Raw genomic sequence first — 23,748 nt, 5'->3', positions numbered from 1 at the left:
GACGTGCGAGTGCTGCGTTCGGGCGGTCTCCCGACGGCCCGCACAGGTCGGTGCAGTAACTTTCCGATGACAGCAACGAACTTTGTGTAATCAGCGCAGGTGGCACGAGGAGGAATCGGATGGCGGACGGCGCGGGGCACAGCCGGACGGCGCGCGGCGCGGTCCTCGCGGCGCTGCTGGCGCTCGCAGCACCGCTCACCGCGGCCGGCCCGGCGCACGCCGTCGCCGCTCCCGACGGCCGCTCCCTGCGCGCCGTCCGCCCGCTCGCGTCCGACCGCGTCGACCGGGTGGTCCGCGGCGCCGACGGCACCCCGGTCGGCCGGGTCCGGGCTGCGGCCACGACCGTCGCCGCGCAGCGCGCGGTCCGGGCGTACTGGACGCCGGCCCGGATGCGCGCCGCCCGGCCGTACGTCGTCTCGGCGACCCGCGTGCCCGCGAGCGCCGTCCGGGTGGCCGCCGGGGGCCGCGCCACCCGGCCGCCCGCCGTCACGGGCCGCCTCGACCGGGTGTGGCGCACCCGCGGCGCGACCGTGACCGGCAGGTCCTGGCCGACCCCCTCGACGCACCGGCTCGCCCGGACGACGGGCAAGGTCTTCTTCCACATGGACGGCGGCGACTACGTCTGCTCCGGCAGCGCCGTCAGCTCGCCGGACGCCTCGACGGTGCTCACCGCCGGGCACTGCGTCAACGAGGGCGGCGACGGGACCACGCCCGGCGCCTACGCCACGGGCTGGCTGTTCGTGCCGGGCTACCGGACCAACGGGACAGCGCCGTACGGCCAGTTCGCCGCGACCCATCTCGCGACGACGACCGGCTGGCGCACGCTGGCCGAGGACTTCGACAACGACGTCGGCTTCGCGAACGTCGGCCGCAACGCCTCGAACCAGACGCTCGCCCAGGCCGTCGGCGGGCAGGCGATCGACTTCGGGCGGGCGCGCGGCGAGTGGGTCACCGCGCTCGGCTACCCCGCGGCGGACCCGTTCGACGGCGAGCACCTCACGTACTGCCGCGGCTACCTGCGCCAGGACACGTACGGCGGCTCGGCGGACCAGGGCCTGCGGTGCGACATGACGCCCGGGTCGAGCGGCGGCCCGTGGGTCGCCGGCCTCGACCCGGTGACCGGCCGCGGCACCCTCGTCTCCCTGACGAGCTTCAGCTACGTCGGGATCGACGGGTACCTGTGGGGCACGTACCTCGGGACGACGGCGGAGAACCTCTACGACTCGGTCGCCGCGACGACCGGGGCCTGAGCGGGCCCCGGTCGCCGCGGCAGGGTCTGCCGCAGGCGGCAGTGCCTACAGCGCGATCCCGACGTACTTGACGTCGAGGTACTCCTCGATGCCCTCGGCACCGCCCTCACGCCCGAACCCGGAGTGCTTGACGCCGCCGAACGGCGCGGCCGGGTTCGAGACGATGCCCTGGTTGATGCCGACCATGCCGGTGTCCAGGCCCTCGGCGACCGTGAGCGCCCGGGTGAGGTCCTTGCTGAAGAAGTAGGCGACGAGCCCGTACTCGGTGTCGTTCGCGAGCCGGACGGCCTCGTCGTCCGAGGTGAACGTCGTCACCGGGGCGACCGGGCCGAAGATCTCCTCGGCGAGCAGACGGGTGCCGGGCGCGACGTCCTTGAGCACGGTCGGGGCGAAGAAGTAGCCCTGCTCGCCGACGGCCCCGCCGCCGGTGAGCACCGCGGCGCCCTTGTCGACGGCGTCCTGGACGAGCTCGCCGACCTTGACCTGCGACGGCCGGTCCACGAGCGGGCCGACGTCGATGCCGTCCTGGGTGCCCCGGCCGACGGTCAGCGCGCCCATCCGGTCGGCCAGCCGGCGGGAGAACTCGTCGGCGACGGACTCGTGGACGATGAAGCGGTTCGCGGCCGTGCACGCCTCGCCCATGTTGCGCATCTTCGCGAGCATCGCGCCGTCCACGGCGGCGTCGAGGTCGGCGTCGCCGAAGACGAGGAACGGGGCGTTGCCGCCGAGCTCCATGGAGATCCGCAGGAGCTGCTCGGCGGACTGCGCGACGAGCTTCTTGCCGACCTCGGTGGAGCCGGTGAAGGACAGCTTGCGCAGCCGGGAGTCCTTGATGAGCTCGCCCATGACCTGGCCGGTGTGCGACGTCGTGACGACGTTGAGGACGCCCTCGGGCAGCCCCGCCTCGGTCATGATCCCGGCGAGCGCGAGCATCGACAGCGGGGTCTGGGTCGCCGGCTTGACGACGATCGTGCAGCCGGCCGCGACGGCGGGCCCGATCTTGCGGGTGCCCATCGCGAGCGGGAAGTTCCACGGCGTGATGAACAGGCACGGACCGACCGGCTGCTTCATCGTCAGCAGCCGGGTCGCGCCGTTCGGGGCGACCGAGTACCGGCCGGAGATCCGCACGGCCTCCTCGGAGAACCAGCGGAAGAACTCGGCGGCGTACGCGATCTCGCCGCGGGACTCCTTGAGCGGCTTGCCCATCTCGAGCGTCATGAGCAGCGCGAGGTCCTCGCTGCGCTCGGTGATGAGCTCGAAGGCACGGCGCAGGATCTCGCCGCGCTCGCGCGGGGCGGTCGCGGCCCACGAGTCCTGGACGGCGACCGCGGCCGCGAGCGCGGCCTGCGCGTCCTCGACGCTCGCGTCGGCGACCTCGGCGATGACCTCACCGGTCGAGGGGTCGTCGACCGCGACGACACCGTTGCTGCCGGGGCGCCACTCGCCGCCGATGAACAGGCCGGTACGGACGCCGGCGAGCACCGCGCTCTCGCGGCTGCTCAGACCTGTCGTCGTGCTCATGCGTGCGGTCCTCCTCGGGTACGGCTCGCGTCGCGGCGCGGTCCCGCGCCAGGGCGCCATGCTGCCACCTCACGGCCCGGCCGCGAGTCGCCGTCACGGCGAGTCGGACGGCGCCGCATCGCCCGTGCGGTGACGCCGCCCGGGTGGTCGGTCACCCTCGGCTGGTCGCCGGTCGCCGTCCGCGCGCGGGCCGGGCGCCGGACGGCGGCCCTGGCCACGGCCGCCGTCGAGGTGCCGCGGAGCGGCCCCGCGGACGGCCGTGACCTGCGATCCTTGCCGGGTGGCGGACCGCGCGCGCAGACCTGCCGCGGCCGCGGTCCGGCGNGGCGGACCGCGGCCGGTGGCGAGCAGCGCGCGGGCGACCGCCGCCGCCTCGACCGCCGCCGCCGCGACACCCGCCTCGTCGTCGTCTCGGACGTGCTCGACGCCGGCGGCCCGCACGTGGAGTTCCAGCCGCTGCTGTCGCTGACCCGGCTCGAGGTCGCGGGCTACGAGGCGCTCGCCCGGTTCCCCGACCCGGCCCCGGGCGAGCGGCGCCGGGAGGCCCGCCCCGGCGGCCCCGAGGAGTGGATCGCGGCCGGCCGGGCCGTGGGGCTGGGTCCGCAGGTCGAGGCCGCCGCGCTCGGGCGGGCGATCGCGCTCGGCGCGGGGCGGCCGGCAGGGACCGTGCTGTCGGTCAACCTCTCCCCCAGCTCGCTCGGGACGCCCGAGGTCCAGGCGGCGCTGCCCGCGGACCTGTCCGGGCTGGAGATCGAGCTCACCGAGAACGAGTCCGTGGACGACGTCGTCGGCCTGCGCCGCCGGATCGCGGCGCTGCGCGAGCGCGGCGCGCTCGTCGCCGTCGACGACGTCGGTGCCGGCTACGCGGGCCTGCGGCGCGTCGTCGACCTCGCACCCGACACCGTGAAGATCGACAAGCACCTCGTGGACGGCGTCGCGACGAACGACGCCCGGGCCGCGCTCGTGCGGGCCGTCGTCCACCTGGCCGACCACATCGGCGCCCGGGTGTGCGCGGAGGGCGTCGAGAGCGCCGCCGACCTCGTCACCCTCGCCGAGCTCGACGTCGCGACGGCGCAGGGGTTCTTCGTCGGCCGGCCCGCGGCCCGGCCCGGCGAGGTCGACGCCGCCGCGGTCGAGGCCTGCCGGGCGAGCCTGGACCGGCTCTTCACCGGTCCCCCGCCGCAGGACTCGGTCGCGACGGTGCCCGACCTCGTCGCCCGGCTCACCGACGTCCGGTCGCTCGCGGACCTCGGCGCGGTCGCCGCGTCGTCGGCCGCCGTCCTGCGCTGCTCGGGGGTCGTGCTCGGGGCCTGCGGCCCGGACCTCGAGCGGCTGACCCCGGTGTCGGACACCGACCCGGGCACCACGTCGGTGCTGCGCATCGCCGAGCGGCCCGAGGTCCGCGAACGGCTCCGCGCCGGGGCGTCCGTGCCGGTGTACGACGGCCGCCGCACGCCGCCCGCCGCCGGGGCAGCCCCCGGCGCCGCACTCCTGGTCCCGGTGCGCAGCCGGGGCACCACGGTGGGCGTGCTCGTCTGCGCCCTCGACGCCCCGGCCCCGTGGACCCGCCGGCAGATCTCCGGCGCCCGGCTCGTCGCCACCGTGCTCGGCCCGGTGCTCGACGCGCTGACCGCTCGCTGACGGCTCGCGAACCCCGACTTCCCCCGAAAGGGTTCCCCGGAGCCGATCACGCCCGCTACGGTTCGCGCACCGGATCAGGCATTCGAGCGCCGGATCCGTCGCCATCGCGACGTAACGCGACGGAAACAGCAGCCAGGAGGGTCAGTTGGCCATCGACAACAGTGCGGCACCCATCGGGTATCCGGAGACGGCGTCCGACAAGGGTCTCAAGGGCGGCGCCCTCGGCCTCGTCTCGAGCGTCGTCGTCGGGATGGCCTCGACCGCCCCCGCCTACAGCCTCGCGGCGAGCCTCGGCTTCATCGTCGCGAGCGGCGGGGCGATCCTCGCGGGCGTCAAAGCCCCGGCGATCATCCTGCTCGCGTTCATCCCCATGTACTTCATCGCCGTCGCGTACGCCGAGCTGAACAAGGCGGAGCCGGACTGCGGCACGACCTTCACCTGGGCGGCCCGCGCGTTCGGCTCGTGGATCGGCTGGATGGGCGGCTGGGGCATCATCGCCGCGGACGTCATCGTCATGGCGAACCTCGCGCAGATCGCCGGCTCGTACTCCTACACGTTCGCGGGCGACCTCGGCATCAGCGGTGCGGACGCCCTGGCGGACAGCACGTTCTGGTCGACCGTGGCCGGCGTCATCTGGATCGCCGTCATGACGTACATCTGCTACCGCGGCATCGAGGTCTCCGCCCGCCTGCAGTACGGCCTGCTCGGCATCGAGGTCGTCATCCTCGTGATCTTCGCGGTCGTCGCACTCTTCAAGGTCTACACCGGGACGGCCGAGGACTACTCGCTCACGCCGTCGCTGTCGTGGTTCTGGCCCGGCGGGCTCTCCCTCGGCGACGTCGTGGCACCGGCGATCCTCACCGCCGTCTTCATCTACTGGGGCTGGGACACCGCGGTGACGACGAACGAGGAGGCCGACGACCCGGCGACCACCCCGGGCCGCGCGGCGGTCATCTCCACCGTCCTGCTGCTCGCCACCTACGCCCTCATCACCGTCGCGACGGTCGCCTTCGCCGGCGTCGGCACCGAGGGCGTGGGCCTGGGCAACGAGGAGAACGCCAGCGACGTGTTCGCGGCCATCGGCCCGGACCTGTTCGGGGACTCCTTCCTCGGCAAGGTCGGCCTGCTCCTGCTCTCGGCGTCGATCCTCACCTCGGCCTCCGCGTCCACCCAGACGACGATCCTGCCGACGGCCCGCACGGCGCTGTCCATGGGCGCGTACAAGGCGCTGCCGATGTCCTTCACGAAGATCCACCCGCGCTTCCTCACGCCGACCACGGCGACGGTCGCGATGGGTGTCGTCTCGACGGTCTTCTACGTCCTGTTCACCCTCGTGAGCAGCAACCTGCTCGGGGCGCTCATCGGCTCGGTCGGCCTCATGATCGCGTTCTACTACGGGCTCACCGGCTTCGCGTGCGTGTGGTTCTACCGCAAGACGCTGACCAAGACCCCGCGCGACCTGTTCATGCGGGGCGTCCTGCCCTTCCTTGGCGGCACGATGCTCTTCGCGGCGTTCGTCTACGCCCTGAAGAACTACGCCGCGCCGGACTGGATCACCGACGACAACGGTGACAACGTGACGATCTTCGGCTTCGGCGCGGTGGCCGTCGTCGGCGTCCTCGCGATGCTGCTCGGCCTGGTGCTCATGCTCGTGTGGCGGGTCATGTCGCCGGACTACTTCACCCCCGGCGAGCCGCTCGGCCGGCGCGGGCACCACGACCTCGTGCTCCTCACGGCCGCGGCGACGGAGGAGAGCGGCACGGCCGCCCGCCTGCCGGACTCCGGCCTGCCGGACATCGTCATCGCGCCCGACCTGTCGAACCTGCCCGAGGGCATGACCGCGGTCGACCCCGAGACGGGCGAGGAGTTCCGCAAGAGCGACTGACCCCCTGCTCGTGCTCGCGCCCCGTACCGTTTCCCCGCCCTTCGAGGGCCGGGAACGGTACGGGGCGCGAGCATGAGCGGTGCGATGTTCCGGTGGACGTGCGGGTGGATCAGGTGTGCTGCGGGAAGCCCAGGTTGAGGCCGCCGTGGCTCGGGTCGAGCCAGCGCGACGTGACGACCTTGCCGCGGGTGAAGAAGTGCACGCCTTCGGCGCCGTGGGCGTGGCTGTCGCCGAAGAGCGAGGCCTTCCAGCCGCCGAAGGAGTAGTAGGCCATCGGCACCGGGATCGGCACGTTGACGCCGACCATGCCGACCTCGACCTCGTACTGGAAGCGCCGCGCGGCGCCGCCGTCGTTGGTGAAGATCGCCGTGCCGTTGCCGTACGGGTTGGAGTTGATGAGGTCCAGGCCCGCCTCGTAGGACGGCACCCGGACGACGGAGAGCACCGGGCCGAAGATCTCGTCGGTGTACACGCTCATCGACGGGGTGACGTTGTCGATGAGGGTCGGGCCGAGGAAGAAGCCCTCGCCGTCCGCGTCCGGCGTCACGTCGCGGCCGTCGACGACGACGTCGGCGCCGGCCTCGGCGCCCGCCGCGACGTAGGAGGCGACCTTGTCGCGGTGCGCGGCGGTGACGAGCGGGCCCATGTCGCAGCCGCGCCGGCCGTCACCGGTGCGCAGGGTCGCGATCCGCTCCTTGATCTTCGCGACGAGCTCGTCGCCGATCGGGTCGACCGCGACGAGCGCGGAGATCGCCATGCAGCGCTCGCCCGCGGAGCCGAAGCCGGCGTTGACCGCGGCGTCCGCCGCGAGGTCGAGGTCGGCGTCCGGCAGCACGAGCATGTGGTTCTTCGCGCCGCCGAGCGCCTGCACGCGCTTGCCGTTGCGGGTGCCGGTCTCGTAGACGTAGCGCGCGATCGGCGTGGACCCGACGAACGAGACGGCCTTGATGTCGGGGTGCTCGAGGAGCCGGTCGACGGCCTCCTTGTCGCCGTGGACGACGTTGAGCACGCCCGGCGGCAGGCCGGCGTCGGCGAACGCCTCGGCGATGAGGACCGCCGCGGTCGGGTCCTTCTCACTCGGCTTGAGGACGACGGCGTTGCCCGCCGCGATCGCCACGGGCACGAACCACAGCGGGACCATCGACGGGAAGTTGAACGGCGAGATGACGGCGACGACGCCGAGCGGCTGGCGGATCGAGTAGACGTCGACCCCGGTCGAGACGCCCTCGCTGAAGCCGCCCTTGAGCAGGTGCGGGATGCCGCAGGCGAACTCGACGACCTCGAGGCCGCGCTGCACCTCGCCGGCGGCGTCGGAGAGCACCTTGCCGTGCTCGGCGGTGATCGCCTCGGCGATCTTCGGGGCGCGCGCCGCGATGAGCTCACGGGCGGCGAAGAGCACCTTCTGCCGGGCCGCGAGGGAGGAGTTGCGCCACGCGGCCGCGGCCGTGACGGCGGAGGCGACGACGTCGTCGACGTCGGCGGACGACGCGAGCAGCACCTGCGCCTGCTGGGCGCCGGTCGCGGGGTCGTAGACGGGGGCGGTGCGGTCGCCGGCGCCGCTGTACGGCTTGCCGTCGACGAAGTGGGCGATGGTCCTCAGGTCGGTCATGACCTCAGTCTGCCGGGTCGACGTCCCGGCTCCCGCCGACATGTCGCTCCCATGTCACCCGTTCGATCGACACTCTGTAAGCCCGCCGTCCGTTCTCTGGCGCCCTACGCACCCCAAACGTACGTTTTGAGGTGCGAGACCCACCACAGGACGGGTCAGGAGTCGAAGCCGAGGCCGAGCCGGTCGAGGGTGCGGAGCCAGACGTCGCGGCGGCCCTGGGTGGCGTCGGCGCGGGCGATGCTGCGCCGCGTCAGCTGGATGCCGGCCCAGCGGAACGGCTCCGGCGGGAACGGCACGGGCTTGCGGCGGACCATCTCGAGCCGGGTCCGCGGGGTGTCCGCGCCGTCGAGCAGGTCGAGGGCGACCTGGGCGCCGAACCGGGACGCCCCGACGCCGAGCCCGGTGTAGCCCTGGACGGCGGCGACCTTCTCCCCCATGGCCTGGGCCCAGAACGCGGTGAACCGGGTGCACGTGTCGATCGCGCCGCCCCAGGTGTGCCCGATCCGCACGCCCTCGAGCTGGGGGAAGGTCTCCAGGAGGTGCTCCGTGAGCAGCTGCTCGGTCGCCGGGCTGCGACGGCGGCGCGACGCGAGGTCGCTGCCGAAGTAGTACAGCGCGTCGTACCCGCCGAAGACGAGCCGGTCGTCGGCGGTGAGCCGGTAGTAGTGGAACTGGTTGCCGGCGTCGCCGATCCCCTGCCGCCCGGCCCAGCCGATCGCCGCGAGCCGGTCGGCGGTGAGCGGCTCGGTCGCGAGGACGTGGTCCCAGACCGGGACGACGTACGGCCGCAGCCGGTGCAGCGGCGAGGGGAACGTGTTGGTCCCGAGAAGCACCTGCCGGGCCCGCACGCGGCCCGACGTCGTGTCGAGCCGTACCCGGTCCCCCTCGTCGTGCATCCCGACGACCCGGGTGCGCTCGTGGAGGGTGACGCCGAGCCGCTCCGCGACGTCGGCGAGGCCCCACACGAGCCGGGCCGGGTCGACGATCGCCGTCGAGCGCGGGTCGTGCAGCGACCCGAGGTAGGTCGGGGAGTCGACGAGCGCCCGGGTCTCCTCCGCGCCGAGCAGCTCGACCTTCTCGCCCAGCCCGCGGGCGGCCTCGGCGAGCGCCCCGAGCTCGGCGACCTGCCACGGCTCGACCGCGACCGTGAGCTCGCCGCTGCGGCGGAAGTCGCACGCGATGCCGTGCTCGGCGACGGTCGCCTCGATCGCGTCGAGGTTCTCCTCGCCCATCGCGAGCAGCGTCGGCATCTCGTCCGGCCAGCGGGAGAGGCCGTTCGCGAGGCCGTGGGTCAGGCTCGACGAGCAGAACCCGCCGTTGCGACCGCTCGCGGCCCAGGCGACGTCCCCGCCCTCGAGGAGCGCCACGGACCGCGCCGGGGCGGCCTGGGCGGCGAGGACGGCGCCCCACAGGCCGGTGAGCCCGCCACCGACGATCGCGAGGTCGACGACGAGGTCGCCGTCGAGCGCCGCGCGCCGGGCCGGCCGGTCCGGGGTGTCGAGCCAGACCGGGACGTCGCGGACGCCCTCGAGCGCCGCCCGGGCGGCGTCCGCGAACCGGGTGCTGGGTGCCGACATGGTCCTGCTCCGCCTCTACTTCGGTGCGCGACGACGCCGCACGATATCGGCGACCAGGACGATCGTCAGCGCGAGGAAGAACATGAACGCGCCGATGACGTACGCCTGCGCGGGGATGCCGCGCTGCGCCGAGACGTACACGAACTTCGGGAACGTGTTGACGTTGCCCGAGACGAAGTTCGTGATGATGAAGTCGTCGAACGACAGGCTGAACGCGAGCAGCGCGCCACCGGCGATGCCCGGCGCGACGAGCGGCAGGGTGATCCGCCGGAACGCCTGCCACTCGGTCGCGTAGAGGTCGGCCGCCGCCTGCTCGAGCCGCGGGTCGAGGCCTGCGATCCGGGCCTTGACGGTCACGACGACGAAGCTCAGGCAGAACATCACGTGCGCGATGACGATCGTCGTCACGCCGAGCTGGATGCCGATCGGGGCCAGCTGGAGGAAGAGCGTGAGCAGCGACGCCGCGAGGACGACCTCGGGCGTGGCCATCGGCAGGAAGAGCACGAGGTTGGTCGCCGTCCGGCCGCGGAACCGGTGCCGGCCGAGGGCGAACGCGACCATCGTGCCGAGCACGGTCGCGATGAGCGTCGCCGTGATCCCGATCTTCAGGCTGTTCCCGACGGCCGAGCACACCTCCGGCGCGCCGCACGGGTTCGCCCAGTTCTTCAGCGTGAACCCGCGCCAGACGAGGTTGGACCGGCCGCCGTCGTTGAACGAGAAGACGGTGATGTAGGCGATCGGCGTGAAGAGGTAGGCGAACGCGACCGCGCCGTAGATGCGCAGCGCGTTGCGGCCCAGCCAGCGCCGGGCGCGCAGCAGCGCGGGGGCGGACGGCGCTGGCCGGGCGGCGCGCGGGCCCGCCGTCCCGCCCGGGGTGGTGACCGTGGTCGTCACACGAGCTCCTCGGTGCCGGCCTTGCGGATGTAGAGGAAGACGAGCACGAGGATCGCCGCCATGAGGACGAACGACAGCGACGCCGCCGTCGGGTAGTCGACGATCCGGAAGAACCGGCTCTCGACGACGTTGCCGATCATCGCCGTCCCCGGCTGGCGGCCGAGCAGCGCCGCGTTGACGTAGTCGCCGGCCGCCGGGATGAACGTGAGCAGCGTGCCGGCCACGACACCGGGCAGCGACAGCGGGAACGTCACCTTCCGGAAGACCGTGAAGCCGTTGCCGTAGAGGTCCGACCCGGCCTCGAGCAGACGCGGGTCGATCCGCTCCAGGCTCGCGTAGAGCGGCAGCGTCATGAAGGGCAGGAAGTTGTACGTGATGCCGGCGACGACGGCGACCGCGCTCGCGGTGACCGTCGCCGTCTGCGGGATGACGTGCAGCCACTTGAGCGAGGAGACGACGAACCCCTCGTCGGCGAGGATCTGCCGCCACGCGATCGTCCGCAGGATGAAGCTCGCGAAGAACGGCGCCACGACGAGCACGAGGAGCAGGTTGCGCAGCTTGCCGGCCTTGAACGCGATCATGTACGCGAGCGGGTAGCCGATCGCGAGCGCGAGCACGGTCGCGATCCCCGCGTAGACGAAGGACCGGGAGAACTGCGCCCAGTACTCCGTGACGGCGTCGACGTAGTTGGCGAAGCGGAACGCCTGGACGAAGACGCCGGTCTCGCCGCCCTCGGCGGGGACCTGCAGCGAGGTGCCGAAGAGCGTGACGATCGGGACGACGAAGAAGATCGTCAGCCAGGCGATGCCGGGCAGGAGCAGCAGGTACGGCGTCAGCGAGCGGCGGCGGCCCGGGGGGACCGGCGGCGGCGCCGCCGGACCGGTGTGCGCGACGGAGGCGATGGCCATGTCAGCCCACCGGGACCGCGACGTCGCTCTCGACGCCCGCGGTCGCGTCGCCGGCGAGGGCGAACGTGTGCGCGGGCTCCCACGAGAGCGTCACCCGCGAGCCGACGGGGTACTGCTCGCCGATGCCGCGGTTCTGGGCGAAGACCGTGAGGTCCTGCCCCCACGGCAGGCGGACGAGGTACTGGGTCGAGACGCCCATGAAGCTCGCGTCGCTGACGATCCCGCCCGCGAAGCTGTTGAGCCCCGCGGCGACCTCCTGCGCCTCGCCGCCGAGGTGGATCTTCTCCGGGCGGACGCCGAGGAGCACGTCGACGTCCTCGGTGCCGCAGCGGCTCACCGGCACGTGCAGCGTCTGACCGTGGCAGAGCACCGTGACGGCCTCGGCGTCGGCGGCGATCCGGCGGCCGGTGACGAGGTTGGACTGGCCGAGGAAGTTCGCCACGAAGGTCGTGGACGGCGCCTCGTACAGCTCGCTCGGCGCACCCATCTGCTCGATCCGGCCGTTGTTCATGACCGCGACGGTGTCGGCCATGGTCATGGCCTCCTCCTGGTCGTGGGTCACGTGGACGAACGTCAGGCCGACCTCGGTCTGGATCCGCTTGAGCTCGATCTGCATCTGCCGGCGGAGCTTGAGGTCGAGCGCGCCGAGCGGCTCGTCGAGCAGCAGCACGTGCGGCCGGTTGACGACCGCCCGGGCCAGCGCGATGCGCTGCTGCTGGCCGCCGGACAGCTGCCCCGGCTTGCGCCGGGCCAGGTGCGGCAGCTCGACGAGGGCGAGCGCCTCCATCACCTGCTTGTCGACGTCCTTGGCGCGGCGCCGGCGCAGGCCGAACGCGACGTTCTCGTAGATGTCCAGGTGCGGGAAGAGCGCGTAGTTCTGGAAGACCGTGTTCACGGGGCGCTTGTACGGCTTGGCGTGGGTGATGTCCCGCTCGCCGAGCGTGATCGACCCGGCGGTCGGCTCCTCCAGGCCCGCGATCATCCGCAGCGTCGTCGTCTTGCCGCAGCCCGACGGGCCGAGCAGTGCGAAGAACGAGCCCTGCGGGATCGTCAGGGTGAGGTCGTCGACGGCCGTGAAGGTGCCGAAGCTCTTCGTGACGTCCCGCAGGTGCAGGTCGCCACCCGTGTCGTCGGCCATCAGTTGCCCAGCACCTTCTGGAACTGCTCCGTGTACTTGGTCTCGGTCTCGGGGTCGAGCGAGTAGAAGACCTGGACGTTGCTCAGGTCTTCCGCCGTCGGGAAGATCAGCTTGCTCTTCGCCAGCTCGGCGTCGAGCTTCTCCATCTCGGCCTGGGCGCCCTGGACCGGGCAGATGTAGTTCACGTACGCGGCGACCTCGGCGGCGACCTTCGGGTCGTAGTAGTAGTTCATGAGCGTCGAGGCGTTCTTCGCGTGCGGCGAGCCCACAGGGATGAGCATGTTGTCGCTCCACAGGGTGCCGCCGGCCTCGGGGATGGCGAAGTCCCACTTGTCGCCGTTCTCCGCGACGAGCTGGAAGATGTCGCCGGACCAGCCGATGACCGCCAGGGCGTCCTCGGAGATGAGGTCCTCCTTGTAGGAGTTGCCCTTCACCTGGCGGATCTGACCGTCGTTGAGCTGCTTCTCCAGCACCGCGAGCGCGTTCTCGAAGTCGGCGTCCGCGAACTTGCCGTCGATCCGCTTGCCCTGCTCCATCATGATCAGCCCGAGCGTGTCGCGCCACTCCGAGAGCACCTCGACGCGGCCCTTGAGCTCGGGCTTCCACAGGTCGCTGACGTTCTTCAGGCCGCCGGGCACCTTGGCCTTGTTCCACGCCAGGCCGGCGTAGCCGGACTGCCAGGTGAGCGACTGCTTGCGGCCCTGGTCGTACGAGACCTCCGCAAGGTTGGGGAGGATCCTCGTCTTGTTCGGCATGACCGACTCGACGAGCGGCTGCACGAGCCCCTGCCGGATGACCCGCGCGGCCATGTAGTCGGTGAGGACGATGATGTCCTTGCCGATGTCCTGGCCGGCCTTGAGCTGGGCCTGCACCTTGCCGTAGTAGCTGTCGTTGTCCTCGATGTCCTCGGAGTACGTGGCCTTGATCCCGGTCTTCTTCTGGAAGGCCTCGAGGGTCGGGTACGTCTTGGACTTGTCGTCGAAGTCCAGGTACAGCGTCCAGTTCGCCCAGTTGACGACCTTGTCGGTGTCGGACGTGTCGACGGCGGGGCTCGGCTTGCCGGCGGGGGCGGTGCCGGTGCCGGCCCCACCCGTGGCCGAGCCGGTCGCACCGGGGGCGGACGTCGAGCAGGCCGCCAGGAAGGCGCCCATCCCGAGGGCTCCGGCACCGGTGAGCATCGAACGGCGGGACAGCCGGCCGGCCTGCATGGCGCGGACGATCTGGGCCGCCTCGGGCGACAGCGGAGGCCTGCGGTGGGACTGCGACATCTCGGGGTCCTTCCGGGAAGACGTCCACGCGCGGGGGCGGCGTCGCCCGCGGTCGACTCGTCCGGACTCAGTCGCCCGGGCGACGCCGAAGGTTTGCCGTGCTGGGGCATTGCCTGGTGCCGGTGCTGATACGTGACAGGTGGTGATCATGCTGCGGTCCGGTTCTGACGCTGAGTGACCTTTCGGGAAGACCTGTCACGTTCGGATACTCGCACGGGAGCGAGCGCCGCCTCAACCGCCGTTCGCGCTTTTCGTCGTGGTAGCGGTGCGACGCAACGAATCCGTTACATGGGACCGTTGTCCAGTAGCGTGGACAGCAGAATCCGGCCACCATGACCGATGTGTTGACTCAATGCTCATCGGTGATGGCGTAGCGTTACCAACCCCTCGCCCACCCGTCGTCCGGAGGTGCTGTGGCGCCGACCATGGCCGATGTCCTGGCCCTGCAGGCCCTCGCCGCCGGCGGCCCGCGGGTGGTCGCCGGGGCGGGCCGGCTCGATACCCCGGTCCGGTGGGCGCACGTCGCGGAGATCCCGGAGATCCCCACCCTGCTGCGCGGCGGCGAGCTCGTCCTGACGACCGGCATCGGGCTGCCGACCGACCCGGCGGGCCGGGCGGCGTTCCTCCGGGCGCTCGCCGACGTGCCGGTCGCCGGTCTCGTCGTCGAGCTGGGCCGCGCCTTCGTCGGCCGGTTGCCGGCGGCGATGGTCACCCAGGCCGAGCAGCTCGGGCTCGTCCTCGTCGAGCTGCCCCGGGAGGTTGCCTTCGTCGAGGTGACCGAGGCGGTGCACGCCCTCGTCCTGGACGCCCAGATCGCCCTCATGCGCGCGACCCAGGCGGTCCACGAGGCGTTCACGGAGATGTCCGTCGAGGGCGCCGAGCCCGAGCACGTGCTGCGGCTCGTCGCGCGGCTCGCCCGCACGCCCGTCGTCCTGGAGAACCTCGCCCACCAGGTGCTCGCCCACGACGCCGCGGGCGGCGATCCCGGCAGGCTGCTCGACCGCTGGGAGTCGCGCTCGCGGCAGGCCCGGCCGGAGGGCCGGACCGGCTGGGACGCCGACGCCGGGCTGCTCGTGACGACCGTCGGCGCCCGCGGCCACGACTGGGGGCGGCTGCTCCTCGTGCGGGCGGAGCCGCCCGAGCCGCTCGCCGTCCTCCTCGTCGAGCGCGCGGCGGCGACGCTCGCCCTGAACAGGCTGCTCGCCCGCGACCTCGAGGGCCTCGAGCGGCAGACCCACCGCAGCCTGCTCGCCGCGCTCCTGGCGCACACCGAGCCGGACGCGGACGTCGTCCTGCGGGCCCGCGCGCTGGGCGTCCCGCTCGAGGGCCGGCGGCTGCTCGGGGTCGTCGTCCGGCCGTGGAGCCCGCCCGGCTCCCCCACCGGCGGCCTCGAGGGCCAGGCCCGGCTGCGCGACCTCGGCGAGTGCGTGGCGCACGCGGCCCGCGCGGCCGGCGTCGCGGCCCTCGTGGGGGCCCTCGACGACCGCGGGATCGGCGTCCTCGCGGCCCTGTCGCCGCGCCAGCGCGACGTCGACGTGCTGCCGCTGCTCGCCGAGGAGGTACGGCGCAGCGTCAAGGGCCGGCTGCCGCACGTCGACGCCGACCGGCTCGTCGTCGCCGCGGGCTCGGTCGTCGGCGGCCCGCGGGACGCCCGCCGCTCGCTCGTCGAGGCCGGGCAGGTCGCGGACGCCGCCGCGCACCTGTCGACGACCGCGCCGTTCCTGCGGCTGCCGGACCTGCGGCTGCGCGGCCTGCTCCAGCTGCTGCGCGACGACCCGCGCGTACACACCTTCACCGAGCGCGAGATCGGCGCCCTGCTCGCCCACGACGCGTCGACCGGCGACGACCTCACCGGCACCCTGCGGACCTACCTCGCGGCGGGCCGCAACAAGTCCGTCGCGGCGCAGCATGCGCACCTGTCACGCCCGGCGTTCTACGACCGTCTGGCGAAGGTCGAGCAGGTGCTCGGCGCCGACCTGGACGACGTCGAGACCTGCACCTCCCTGCACGTCGCCCTGCTGGCCCACGACACCCGCTGACCGACCCCGTTCATGCTCGCGCCCCGTACCGTTCCGGCCCGACGTGGGCGCGGTTCCCGGTACGGGGCGCGAGCATGAACAGCGGGGCGGGTGTCAGTCGAGGGCGACCATCACGTGCTTGACGCGGGTGTAGTCCTCGAAGCCGTACATCGACAGGTCCTTGCCGTAGCCGGAGTGCTTGAAGCCGCCGTGCGGCATCTCGGCGACGAGCGGGATGTGGGTGTTGATCCAGACGCAGCCGAAGTCGAGGCGGCGGGCCATCCGCATCGCGCGGCCGATGTCCTTGGTCCACACCGAGGACGCGAGGCCGTACTTGACGCCGTTGGCCCACTTCAGGGCCTCGTCCTCGTCCGTGAACCGCTGGATCGTCATGACCGGGCCGAAGATCTCGTTCTGCACCATCTCGTCGTCCTGGAGCAGGTTCGCGACGACGGTCGGGGCGACGTAGAAGCCGCGGTCGCCCTGCCGGGCACCGCCCGCGACGACCTCGGCGTGACCGGGCACCCGGTCCAGGAAGCCGAGCACCTGGTTCATCTGGTTGACGTTGTTGACCGGCGGGACGAGCGCGTCCTCGTCGGTCGGGCCACCCTCGAACGTCGTCTTCGTGCCCTTGGCCTGCTCGGCGAGCGCGGCGACGAAGCTGTCGTAGACCTTCGGGCCGACGAGCACCCGGGTGGCCGCGGTGCAGTCCTGGCCCGCGTTGAAGTAGCCGGCGACGGCGAGCCACTCGGCCGCGGCCTCGACGTCCGCGTCGTCGAAGACGACGACGGGCGCCTTGCCGCCGAGCTCGAGGTGCACGCGCTTGAGGTCCTTGGACGCCGACTCGGCGACCTGCATGCCGGCCCGGACCGAGCCGGTGATCGCGACCATGGACGGCGTGGGGTGCTCGACGAGCGCCCGGCCGGTGTCGCGGTCGCCGGCGATGACGTTGAAGACGCCCGGCGGGAGGATGTCCGCCTCGGCGACGAGCTCGGCGATCCGGGTCGTGGAGACCGGGGTCGTGTCCGACGGCTTGAGGACGACGGCGTTGCCGGCCGCGATCGCCGGCGCGAACTTCCAGACCGCCATCATCATCGGGTAGTTCCACGGGGCGACCTGGCCGACGACGCCGATCGGCTCGCGGCGGATCATCGACGTGAAGCCGCTCATGTACTCGCCCGCGGACCGGCCCTCGAGGACGCGCGCGGCGCCCGCGAAGAAGCGGATCTGGTCGACCATCGGCGGGATCTCCTCCGCCGTGGTCACCGCGATCGGCTTGCCGGTGTTCTGCGACTCGAGCGCGACGAGCTCCTCGGCGTTCGCCTCGATGACGTCCGCGATCTTCAGCAGGGCGCGCTGGCGCTCCGACGGGGTGCTGTCCCGCCACGTCTCGAAGGCCGCCGCGGCCGCCCGGTAGGCGCGGTCGACGTCCTCGGCGCCGCTCAGCGGCGCGGTGCCGAAGACCTCGCCCGTCGACGGGTCGACGAGGTCGGTCGTCCGGCCGTCGACCGCGTCGACGGACTCGCCGTTGATGACGTTGCGCACCACGCGCTTGACGGACTCGCTCACGGGACTTCCCTTCCGAAGGAGGTCGCTGGGGGTTCGCGCGGCTCCGCAGGGGCAGGACCGCCTGAGGGCGACTCTAACCAGCAGGCACCGGTTTCGACAGCCCCGGGGCCGTCAAACTGAAGATTCAGTGTCCAGAAACCATCGCGACGACGGAATCACTTGCACCAGGGACGTTCGACCCGTCAGGATCGGGGCGTGGTGAACCGCCCTTCGCGGCCCCGAACCCTCCATGCCCTCCTCGACGAGACGTCCAAGCGGATCATCGAGCAGCTGCAGGAGGACGGCCGCCGCGCCTACGCGACGATCGGCAAGGCCGTCGGCCTGTCCGAGGCCGCCGTCCGGCAGCGCGTCCAGCGGCTGCTCGACAGCGGGGTCATGCAGATCGTCGCCGTCACCGACCCTCTCCAGGTCGGCTTCGCCCGCCAGGCGATGATCGGCCTCAAGGTGTCGGGCGACATGGTCGCCGTCGCCGACCGGCTCGCCGAGCTGCCGGAGATCGAGTACGTCGTCGTCACGGCGGGCTCGTTCGACGTCATGGTCGAGGTCGTCTGCGAGGACGACGACCACCTGCTCGAGCTCCTCACGCAGAAGATCCGGACCCTTCCCGGGGTCGAGTCCACCGAGACGTTCGTCTACCTGAAGCTGCGCAAACAGCTCTACAACTGGGGTACCCGATGACCATCAGCCCGCAGGCGTTCTCCGAGCCCGGCAAGGACAGCCTTGCCGACAAGGCCCGGGACCACCTCTGGATGCACTTCACCCGGCACTCGACGTACGAGAGCGGTGCCGGGCACGTGCCGGTCATCGTCCGTGGCGAGGGCGCCTACATCTGGGACGACCAGGGACGGCGCTACCTCGACGGCCTCGCCGGCCTGTTCACCGTGCAGGTCGGCCACGGCCGCCAGGAGCTCGCGGACGCCGCCGCGATGCAGGCGCGCGAGCTCGCCTTCTTCCCGCTGTGGTCCTACGCCCACCCGCGGGCCATCGAGCTCGCGGAGCGGCTCGCGGCGTCCGCGCCCGGCGACCTCAACCGGGTCTTCTTCACGACCGGTGGCGGCGAGGCCGTCGAGACCGCGTGGAAGCTCGCGAAGCAGTACTGGAAGCTCGTCGGCAAGCCGCTGAAGCACAAGGTCGTCTCGCGGTCGGTCGCCTACCACGGCACCCCGCAGGGGGCCCTGTCCATCACGGGCATCCCCGAGGCGAAGATGATGTTCGAGCCGCTCGTCCCGGGCGGCCTCAAGGTGCCGAACACGAACATCTACCGGGCCGAGGAGCACCACCGCGACGACCCGAAGGCGTTCGGCCTGTGGGCCGCGAACCGGATCGCCGAGGCGATCGAGTTCGAGGGTCCCGACACCGTCGCGGCCGTCTTCCTCGAGCCCGTGCAGAACTCCGGCGGCTGCTTCCCCCCGCCGCCCGGGTACTTCGACCGGGTGCGCGAGATCTGCGACCAGTACGACGTCCTGCTCGTCGCCGACGAGACGATCTGCGCCTTCGGCCGGATCGGCGGCATGTTCGCCTCCGAGGACCTCGGCATCCTCCCCGACATGATCACCTGCGCCAAGGGCATGACGAGCGGCTACTCCCCCATCGGCGCGATGATCGCGAGCGAGCGGGTCTTCGAGCCGTTCAAGCACGGCACGACGTACTTCCCGCACGGCTACACGTTCGGCGGGCACCCGGTCTCGGCCGCGGTCGCCCTGGCCAACCTCGACATCTTCGACCGCGAGGACCTCTACACCCACGTCCGCACCGAGGGTCCGAACTTCCGCGCGACGCTGGAGAAGCTCACCGACCTGCCGATCGTCGGCGACGTCCGCGGCGAGGGCTTCTTCTACGGGATCGAGCTCGTCAAGGACAAGGCGACCCGCGAGACCTTCGACGACGACGAGAGCGAGCGGCTCCTGCGCGGCTTCCTCTCGAAGGCGCTCTTCGACGCCGGCCTCTACTGCCGGGCCGACGACCGCGGCGACCCCGTCATCCAGCTCGCGCCGCCGGTCATCATCGGCCAGAAGGAGTTCGACGACATCGAGGGCATCCTCCGCTCGGTGCTGACGGAGGCGTGGTCGCGGCTGTGACCGACCGGCGCGGCCGCACGCGCACCGACGTCCGGCGCGCACCGCAGAAGCAGGTGCGCGACCGGGCGGCGCTCGACGCGCTGCTCGACAGCGCGCTCGTCGCGCACCTCGCGGTCGTCGAGACGACGGCGGACGGCGTCGTGCAGCCGTACGTCGTCCCCGTCGGCGTCGCGCGGGACGGCGACCGGCTGCTCGTCCACGGGTCGACGGCGTCCCGGGCCTTCCGGGCGCTCGCCGCCGGGGCCCCGACGTGCGCGACCGTGACGATCCTCGACGGGGTCGTCGTCGCGCGCAGCCAGTTCGAGTCCTCGATGAACTACCGCAGCGCGATGGTCCTCGGCCGGTGCACGGAGCTCGTCGGCGAGGACAAGGAGCGGGCGCTCGCCGTCCTCTCCGAGCACCTCCTGCCGGGGCTGACGGCTCAGCGGACGCCGACCCGAAAGGAGAGCGCGGCGACGTCGGTGCTCGCGCTGCCGCTCGAGGAGTGGTCGCTCAAGGTCTCGGCGAAGGACGGCCCCGAGGACGACCCGGCCGACCTCGACCGGCAGGCCTGGGCGGGCCTCGTGCCGCTGCACCACACGTGGGGCGAGCCCGTCGACGCCCCGGACCTCGCCGCGCCGTACCCGGTGCCCGAGCAGATCGCCGGCTGGCCGCAGGGCCGTACCTGACCCGAGCGCCGCCGGCACGCCGTCCGACCAGCTGTCCGAACCGTTGTCCTGGAAGGGTTCTGCGATGACCGCCCCGACGAGCGCCGGCTACCGTGCGCTGTCCCTGTGGCACGACACGCTCGCCGCCTCCGGTGACGACGACCTCACCCCGCGGCCCGGGCTCGACGGGGACGCCGACGTCGACGTGTGCATCGTCGGCGGCGGCTACACGGGCCTGTGGACGGCGTACTACCTGCTCCTCGCGGACCCCTCGCTCTCGGTGCTCGTCGTCGAGGCCGAGGTGGCCGGCTTCGGCGCGAGCGGCCGCAACGGCGGCTGGTGCTCGGCGCTGTTCCCCGCGTCGTCCTCGTCGCTGGCCCGCCGGCACGGCCGGGAGGCGGCGCTCGCGATGCGCCGGGCCATGAACGACACCGTCACCGAGGTCGGCCGGGCGGCGCAGGCCGAGGACGTCGACTGCCACTGGGCACCGGGCGGCACGGTCCGGCTGGCGCGTACCGAGGTCCAGCTCGGACGGGCCCGCGCCGAGCTCGCCGAGGACGCCCGGTTCGACGGCGTCGACGGCGTCGAGCTGCTCACCCGCGAGGAGGCCCTGGCCCACGTCGGGGCGACCGGCGTGCTCGGCGGCACCTACACCCCGCACTGCGCGCGGATCCACCCCGCCCGGCTCGTGCGGGGTCTGGCCCGTGCGGTCGAGCGCCGCGGCGGCCGGATCGTCGAACGCACCCGCGCGATGCGGATCGAACCCGGCACGCTGCCCGCCCGCAGCGGCGCGAACCCGCTGCGGGACAACGCCTCCGGCCCCCGGGTCGTCACCTCGCGCGGCACCGTCCGGGCACGGCACGTGGTCCGGGCCACCGAGGCCTGGACGGCGACCCTGCCCGGCTCCGCCCGCGACGTCATCCCGGTCTACTCGCTCGTCGTCGCGACCGAGCCGCTGCCCGCGTCGTTCTGGGCCGGTGCGGGTCTGGCCAAGGGCGAGACGTTCTCCGACCACCGGCACCTCATCGTCTACGGCCAGCGCACCGCCGACGACCGGCTCGTCTTCGGCGGTCGCGGGGCGCCGTACCACCGCGGCTCCCGGATCGAGCCGGAGTTCGACCGAGAGCCGGAGGTGTTCGCCGGCCTGCGCGCCGCCGTCGCCGACCTGTTCCCCGCGATCCGGGGGCACGCCTTCACCCACGCCTGGGGCGGGCCGCTCGCAATCGCCCGCGACTGGCACGCGAGCGTCGGGCTCGACCGGCTCTCCGGCGTCGCCTGGGCCGGCGGCTACGTCGGCGACGGCGTCGGGACGGCGAACCTCGCCGGGCGCACGCTCGCCGACCTGCTCACCGGGCGGACCACGGAGCTCACCCGGCTGCCGTGGGTCGGGCACCGCTCGCCGCGCTGGGAGCCGGAGCCGCTGCGCTGGCTCGAGGTCAACGCCGGGCTGCGCACGATGAGCCTGGCGGACGGCGAGGAGCGGCTCACGAAGCGCGGCTCGCTCGCCGCCCGGCTGCTCGCGCCGATGCTCGGGCACTGAGCCACCGGCGCCCGACCGGCGTGCACGACCGGGAGCACGACGGATATCGCGCGGCCGGCTGCCATGCTGTGCGCCGTGACCCCGAGCACCGTGACCGAGCCCTCCCCCGCGCCGGGGGTCCTGTCCGTCCTCACCGCCCGCGACTGGCGGCTCTTCGGCCTGTGCGCCGCCGCGACCGTCGCCGCCGGGGTGCTCGACGTCGTCCCCGCGGGCACCGTCGTGCCCTTCGTCGTCGCGGCCGTCGCGCTCGCGCTCCTCGCGAGCCTCGTCGGGCACGCGGTCGACGCGCTCGGCGACCGGCTCGGGGCGGGTGCCACGGGTGTCGTCCAGTCGGCGCTCGGCAACCTGCCCGAGCTCTTCGTCTGCATCTTCGCGCTCAAGGCCGGGCTCTACGACGTCGTCCGGGCGGCGCTCGTCGGGTCCGTCCTCGCGAACGTCCTGCTGGTGCTCGGCCTCGCGTTCGTCGTCGGCGGCCTCAAGCACGGCACGCAGCGGTTCGGGAAGGGCCGGGCCCGGACCATCTCGCTCATGCTCGTCCTCGCGGTCTTCGCCTGGCTCATCCCGTCGCTGACCGCCGCGCTCCACACTCCCGCGGCCGGGCACGAGTGGGGCCTGTCCGTCGTCACGGCCTTCCTGCTGCTCGGCCTGTTCGGGCTGTCGCTGCCCGCGGCGGTCGGCCGGGGCGAGGCGGCGGAGGCCGACGGCGTCCCCGCCGGCAGCGCGGAGGCGTCGGCAGAGGCGGCGGCGCAGGCACCGGCTCCCGCCGGTCACACCGTCCGGCACGATCCTGCGAGCACCGCGGCCGCGGACGCCGAGCACGTCTCGCAGTGGCCGCTCGCGCTGGCGATCGGGGTGCTCGCCGTCGCCGGCGTCGGGGCCGCCTTCGTCTCGGAGTGGTTCGTCGCCGCGCTCGAGCCCGCGATGGACGCCGTCGGGCTCTCCGAGGCGTTCGCCGGGCTCGTCGTCGTCGCGATCGCGGGCAACGCGGTCGAGAACGTCGTGGGGATCCAGCTCGCGGCGCGCAACCAGGCCGACTACGCGCTCTCGGTGATCCTGCAGTCGCCGCTGCAGATCGCGCTGGTCCTCGCGCCGGTCCTCGTGCTCGTGGCCCCGCTCGTCGGGGCGACCTTCACGCTCGTCCTCTCCCCGCTCCTCATCGTCGCCCTGCTCCTCGCGGCGCTCGTGTCCGTGCTCGTCGTCAACGACGGCGAGTCGACGTGGTTCGAGGGGGCGACCCTGCTCGTGCTCTACGTGCTCATCGCCGCCTCGTTCTGGTGGGGCTGACCGCGGACCTGCCGGCCCCGGCCGACGGTCAGGGGCTCGACCACGGGCCCGGACGACGGGCAACCGTCCGGGCCCCCCGTGCGACAAGGGGGTGTGGTCGCACCCGCCGCGTCGCAGACGCATGCCCGGCCCCCGGCCCCGGGCCGGGGCGACGAGGCCGTGACGGGTGCGCGCGACGCGGTCGCCGTGGAGTTCGAGGCGTTCTTCGAGCAGCACCATGCCGAGCTGTCCCGGCTGGCCTTCCTCGTCACGGGAGCCTCCGGGACCGCCGACGAGGTCGCGGCCGACGCCCTGCTCGCGACGTGGACGCAGTGGGACCGGGTCTGCGCCGCGGACTCCCCCATCGCCTACGTGCGCCGGATGGTCGTGAACATCGGGACGAGCCGCGTGCGCCGCACGATCCACGAGCGCCGGCTCCTGCCGATGATGGTCGCCGACGACGACGAGGACGCCCCGGACCTCACGACCGCGGACGTGCTCGACGTCCGCGAGGCGCTGCGCGCGCTGCCGCCGCGCCGACGGGCCTGCATCGTCCTGCGGTACGGCCTGGACCTGTCCGAGGAGGAGGTCGCCCGGACGCTCGAGATCAGCCCGGGGACCGTGAAGAGCCAGACGTCGAAGGCAGCCGCGCAGCTGCGCGGGCTGCTCGGCGGGAGGCCGCGATGAGCGACGACGACCTGCGAGACATGATCGCCCGCGCCGCCCGCGAGCACAGCCCGGACCGGGCCCGGATCCGGGCCCGGTTCGAGAGCGGCCGGGCCGGCCTCGAGGCGGGCCGCCCGCCCCACGCCGCCGTCGGTGCGCCCCGGCGGGGCTGGGTCCAGCCGACGGCCTGGGCGGTCGCCGCGGCGTGCGCCGTGACGGCGTTCGCGCTCGGCACCGGCGTCCCGGTCGACGGCCGGCCGGGCCCGGGCACCCCGG

18 protein-coding genes and 1 pseudogene are annotated in these 23,748 nt (G+C 73.0%); 11 read left to right on the top strand and 8 right to left on the bottom strand.

Features of this window, described 5'->3' with window-relative positions:
- Positions 1-119 precede the first annotated feature (119 nt).
- Entirely contained in the window at positions 120-1,250 is a 1,131-nt protein-coding gene (locus EDJALFJO_RS22645) for a serine protease (protein WP_088288587.1), read from the top strand.
- Positions 1,251-1,295: 45 nt separating this feature from the next.
- Here EDJALFJO_RS22645 and EDJALFJO_RS22640 read toward each other — a convergent pair whose 3' ends face one another.
- Positions 1,296-2,771 carry an NAD-dependent succinate-semialdehyde dehydrogenase gene (locus EDJALFJO_RS22640; RefSeq protein WP_088288586.1) on the bottom strand — a complete coding sequence of 492 codons (1,476 nt, stop codon included), beginning with the start codon at positions 2,769-2,771 and terminating at the stop codon, positions 1,296-1,298.
- A gap of 417 nt (positions 2,772-3,188) precedes the next feature.
- On the opposite strand from EDJALFJO_RS22640, the gene EDJALFJO_RS36545 reads away from it, so the two are divergent.
- Both EDJALFJO_RS36545 and EDJALFJO_RS22630 read left to right on the top strand, forming a co-directional pair.
- Positions 3,189-4,412, top strand: coding sequence for an EAL domain-containing protein (locus EDJALFJO_RS36545; RefSeq protein WP_369812572.1), 1,224 nt, complete (start codon positions 3,189-3,191; stop codon positions 4,410-4,412).
- A 145-nt stretch (positions 4,413-4,557) separates the two neighbouring features.
- Positions 4,558-6,297 carry an APC family permease gene (locus tag EDJALFJO_RS22630; protein WP_198950556.1) on the top strand — a complete coding sequence of 580 codons (1,740 nt, stop codon included), beginning with the start codon at positions 4,558-4,560 and terminating at the stop codon, positions 6,295-6,297.
- A gap of 109 nt (positions 6,298-6,406) precedes the next feature.
- Here EDJALFJO_RS22630 and EDJALFJO_RS22625 read toward each other — a convergent pair whose 3' ends face one another.
- The 6 genes from EDJALFJO_RS22625 to EDJALFJO_RS22600 form a co-directional block, all read right to left on the bottom strand.
- A complete protein-coding gene (locus EDJALFJO_RS22625; RefSeq protein ID WP_369812571.1) occupies positions 6,407-7,897 on the bottom strand; it encodes a CoA-acylating methylmalonate-semialdehyde dehydrogenase in 1,491 nt (496 codons plus the stop codon).
- Between the two features lie 164 nt (positions 7,898-8,061).
- Positions 8,062-9,483, bottom strand: coding sequence for an FAD-binding oxidoreductase (locus tag EDJALFJO_RS22620; protein WP_088288584.1), 1,422 nt, complete (start codon positions 9,481-9,483; stop codon positions 8,062-8,064).
- A 15-nt stretch (positions 9,484-9,498) separates the two neighbouring features.
- A complete protein-coding gene (locus EDJALFJO_RS22615; RefSeq protein WP_233149987.1) occupies positions 9,499-10,377 on the bottom strand; it encodes an ABC transporter permease in 879 nt (292 codons plus the stop codon).
- On the bottom strand, positions 10,374-11,285 hold the full coding sequence (locus EDJALFJO_RS22610; RefSeq protein ID WP_088288583.1) for an ABC transporter permease: 912 nt from the start codon (positions 11,283-11,285) through the stop codon (positions 10,374-10,376). Before EDJALFJO_RS22610 ends, EDJALFJO_RS22615 begins: the two co-directional genes overlap by 4 nt.
- 1 nt (position 11,286) lies before the next feature.
- Positions 11,287-12,423: an ABC transporter ATP-binding protein gene (locus EDJALFJO_RS22605; RefSeq protein WP_088288582.1), complete on the bottom strand. Its 1,137-nt coding sequence runs from the start codon at positions 12,421-12,423 to the stop codon at positions 11,287-11,289.
- Positions 12,423-13,691: a PotD/PotF family extracellular solute-binding protein gene (locus EDJALFJO_RS22600; RefSeq protein ID WP_088288581.1), complete on the bottom strand. Its 1,269-nt coding sequence runs from the start codon at positions 13,689-13,691 to the stop codon at positions 12,423-12,425. The genes EDJALFJO_RS22605 and EDJALFJO_RS22600 overlap by 1 nt, the downstream gene beginning before the upstream one ends.
- A gap of 425 nt (positions 13,692-14,116) precedes the next feature.
- Between EDJALFJO_RS22600 and EDJALFJO_RS22595 the strand changes: the two genes are divergently transcribed.
- Positions 14,117-15,730 carry a PucR family transcriptional regulator gene (locus EDJALFJO_RS22595; RefSeq protein ID WP_233149986.1) on the top strand — a complete coding sequence of 538 codons (1,614 nt, stop codon included), beginning with the start codon at positions 14,117-14,119 and terminating at the stop codon, positions 15,728-15,730.
- 93 nt (positions 15,731-15,823) lie between these two features.
- On the opposite strand, the gene EDJALFJO_RS22590 is transcribed toward EDJALFJO_RS22595, so the two are convergent.
- Positions 15,824-17,278, bottom strand: coding sequence for a gamma-aminobutyraldehyde dehydrogenase (locus tag EDJALFJO_RS22590; RefSeq protein ID WP_088288579.1), 1,455 nt, complete (start codon positions 17,276-17,278; stop codon positions 15,824-15,826).
- A 195-nt stretch (positions 17,279-17,473) separates the two neighbouring features.
- On the opposite strand from EDJALFJO_RS22590, the gene EDJALFJO_RS22585 reads away from it, so the two are divergent.
- The 7 genes and pseudogenes from EDJALFJO_RS22585 to EDJALFJO_RS22555 form a co-directional block, all read left to right on the top strand.
- Positions 17,474-17,956: an Lrp/AsnC family transcriptional regulator gene (locus EDJALFJO_RS22585; protein ID WP_088288578.1), complete on the top strand. Its 483-nt coding sequence runs from the start codon at positions 17,474-17,476 to the stop codon at positions 17,954-17,956.
- Entirely contained in the window at positions 17,953-19,356 is a 1,404-nt protein-coding gene (locus EDJALFJO_RS22580; protein WP_088288577.1) for an aspartate aminotransferase family protein, read from the top strand. Before EDJALFJO_RS22585 ends, EDJALFJO_RS22580 begins: the two co-directional genes overlap by 4 nt.
- A complete protein-coding gene (locus tag EDJALFJO_RS22575) occupies positions 19,353-20,024 on the top strand; it encodes a pyridoxamine 5'-phosphate oxidase family protein (RefSeq protein ID WP_198950555.1) in 672 nt (223 codons plus the stop codon). The genes EDJALFJO_RS22580 and EDJALFJO_RS22575 overlap by 4 nt, the downstream gene beginning before the upstream one ends.
- 64 nt (positions 20,025-20,088) lie before the next feature.
- Entirely contained in the window at positions 20,089-21,543 is a 1,455-nt protein-coding gene (locus EDJALFJO_RS22570; RefSeq protein ID WP_088288576.1) for an FAD-binding oxidoreductase, read from the top strand.
- A gap of 75 nt (positions 21,544-21,618) precedes the next feature.
- Complete coding sequence (gene cax, locus EDJALFJO_RS22565; protein WP_198950554.1) at positions 21,619-22,827, top strand: calcium/proton exchanger; 1,209 nt, start codon at positions 21,619-21,621, stop codon at positions 22,825-22,827.
- A gap of 159 nt (positions 22,828-22,986) precedes the next feature.
- Complete coding sequence (locus EDJALFJO_RS22560) at positions 22,987-23,493, top strand: SigE family RNA polymerase sigma factor (RefSeq protein ID WP_158220532.1); 507 nt, start codon at positions 22,987-22,989, stop codon at positions 23,491-23,493.
- Positions 23,490-23,748: pseudogene (locus EDJALFJO_RS22555) on the top strand (hypothetical protein); the annotation flags it as partial. The gene EDJALFJO_RS22560 and the pseudogene EDJALFJO_RS22555, both read left to right, overlap by 4 nt.

Source organism: Kineosporia sp. A_224, assembly GCF_002198655.1.
Taxonomy (GTDB): domain Bacteria; phylum Actinomycetota; class Actinomycetes; order Actinomycetales; family Kineosporiaceae; genus R-H-3.
The sequence above is the reverse complement of the archived record's forward strand: the minus strand, read 5'-3'. Positions and strand labels throughout refer to the sequence as shown.

Bases quoted from the DNA above. Each gene is read 5' to 3' on its own strand.
- EDJALFJO_RS22645 (WP_088288587.1), top strand. From the start codon at position 120: ATGGCGGACGGCGCGGGGCACAGCCGGACGGCGCGCGGCGCGGTCCTC.
- EDJALFJO_RS22640 (WP_088288586.1), bottom strand. From the start codon at position 2,771: ATGAGCACGACGACAGGTCTGAGCAGCCGCGAGAGCGCGGTGCTCGCC.
- EDJALFJO_RS22620 (WP_088288584.1), bottom strand. From the start codon at position 9,483: ATGTCGGCACCCAGCACCCGGTTCGCGGACGCCGCCCGGGCGGCGCTC.
- EDJALFJO_RS22610 (WP_088288583.1), bottom strand. From the start codon at position 11,285: ATGGCCATCGCCTCCGTCGCGCACACCGGTCCGGCGGCGCCGCCGCCG.
- EDJALFJO_RS22605 (WP_088288582.1), bottom strand. From the start codon at position 12,423: ATGGCCGACGACACGGGTGGCGACCTGCACCTGCGGGACGTCACGAAG.
- EDJALFJO_RS22600 (WP_088288581.1), bottom strand. From the start codon at position 13,691: ATGTCGCAGTCCCACCGCAGGCCTCCGCTGTCGCCCGAGGCGGCCCAG.
- EDJALFJO_RS22595 (WP_233149986.1), top strand. From the start codon at position 14,117: ATGGCCGATGTCCTGGCCCTGCAGGCCCTCGCCGCCGGCGGCCCGCGG.
- EDJALFJO_RS22580 (WP_088288577.1), top strand. From the start codon at position 17,953: ATGACCATCAGCCCGCAGGCGTTCTCCGAGCCCGGCAAGGACAGCCTT.
- EDJALFJO_RS22570 (WP_088288576.1), top strand. From the start codon at position 20,089: ATGACCGCCCCGACGAGCGCCGGCTACCGTGCGCTGTCCCTGTGGCAC.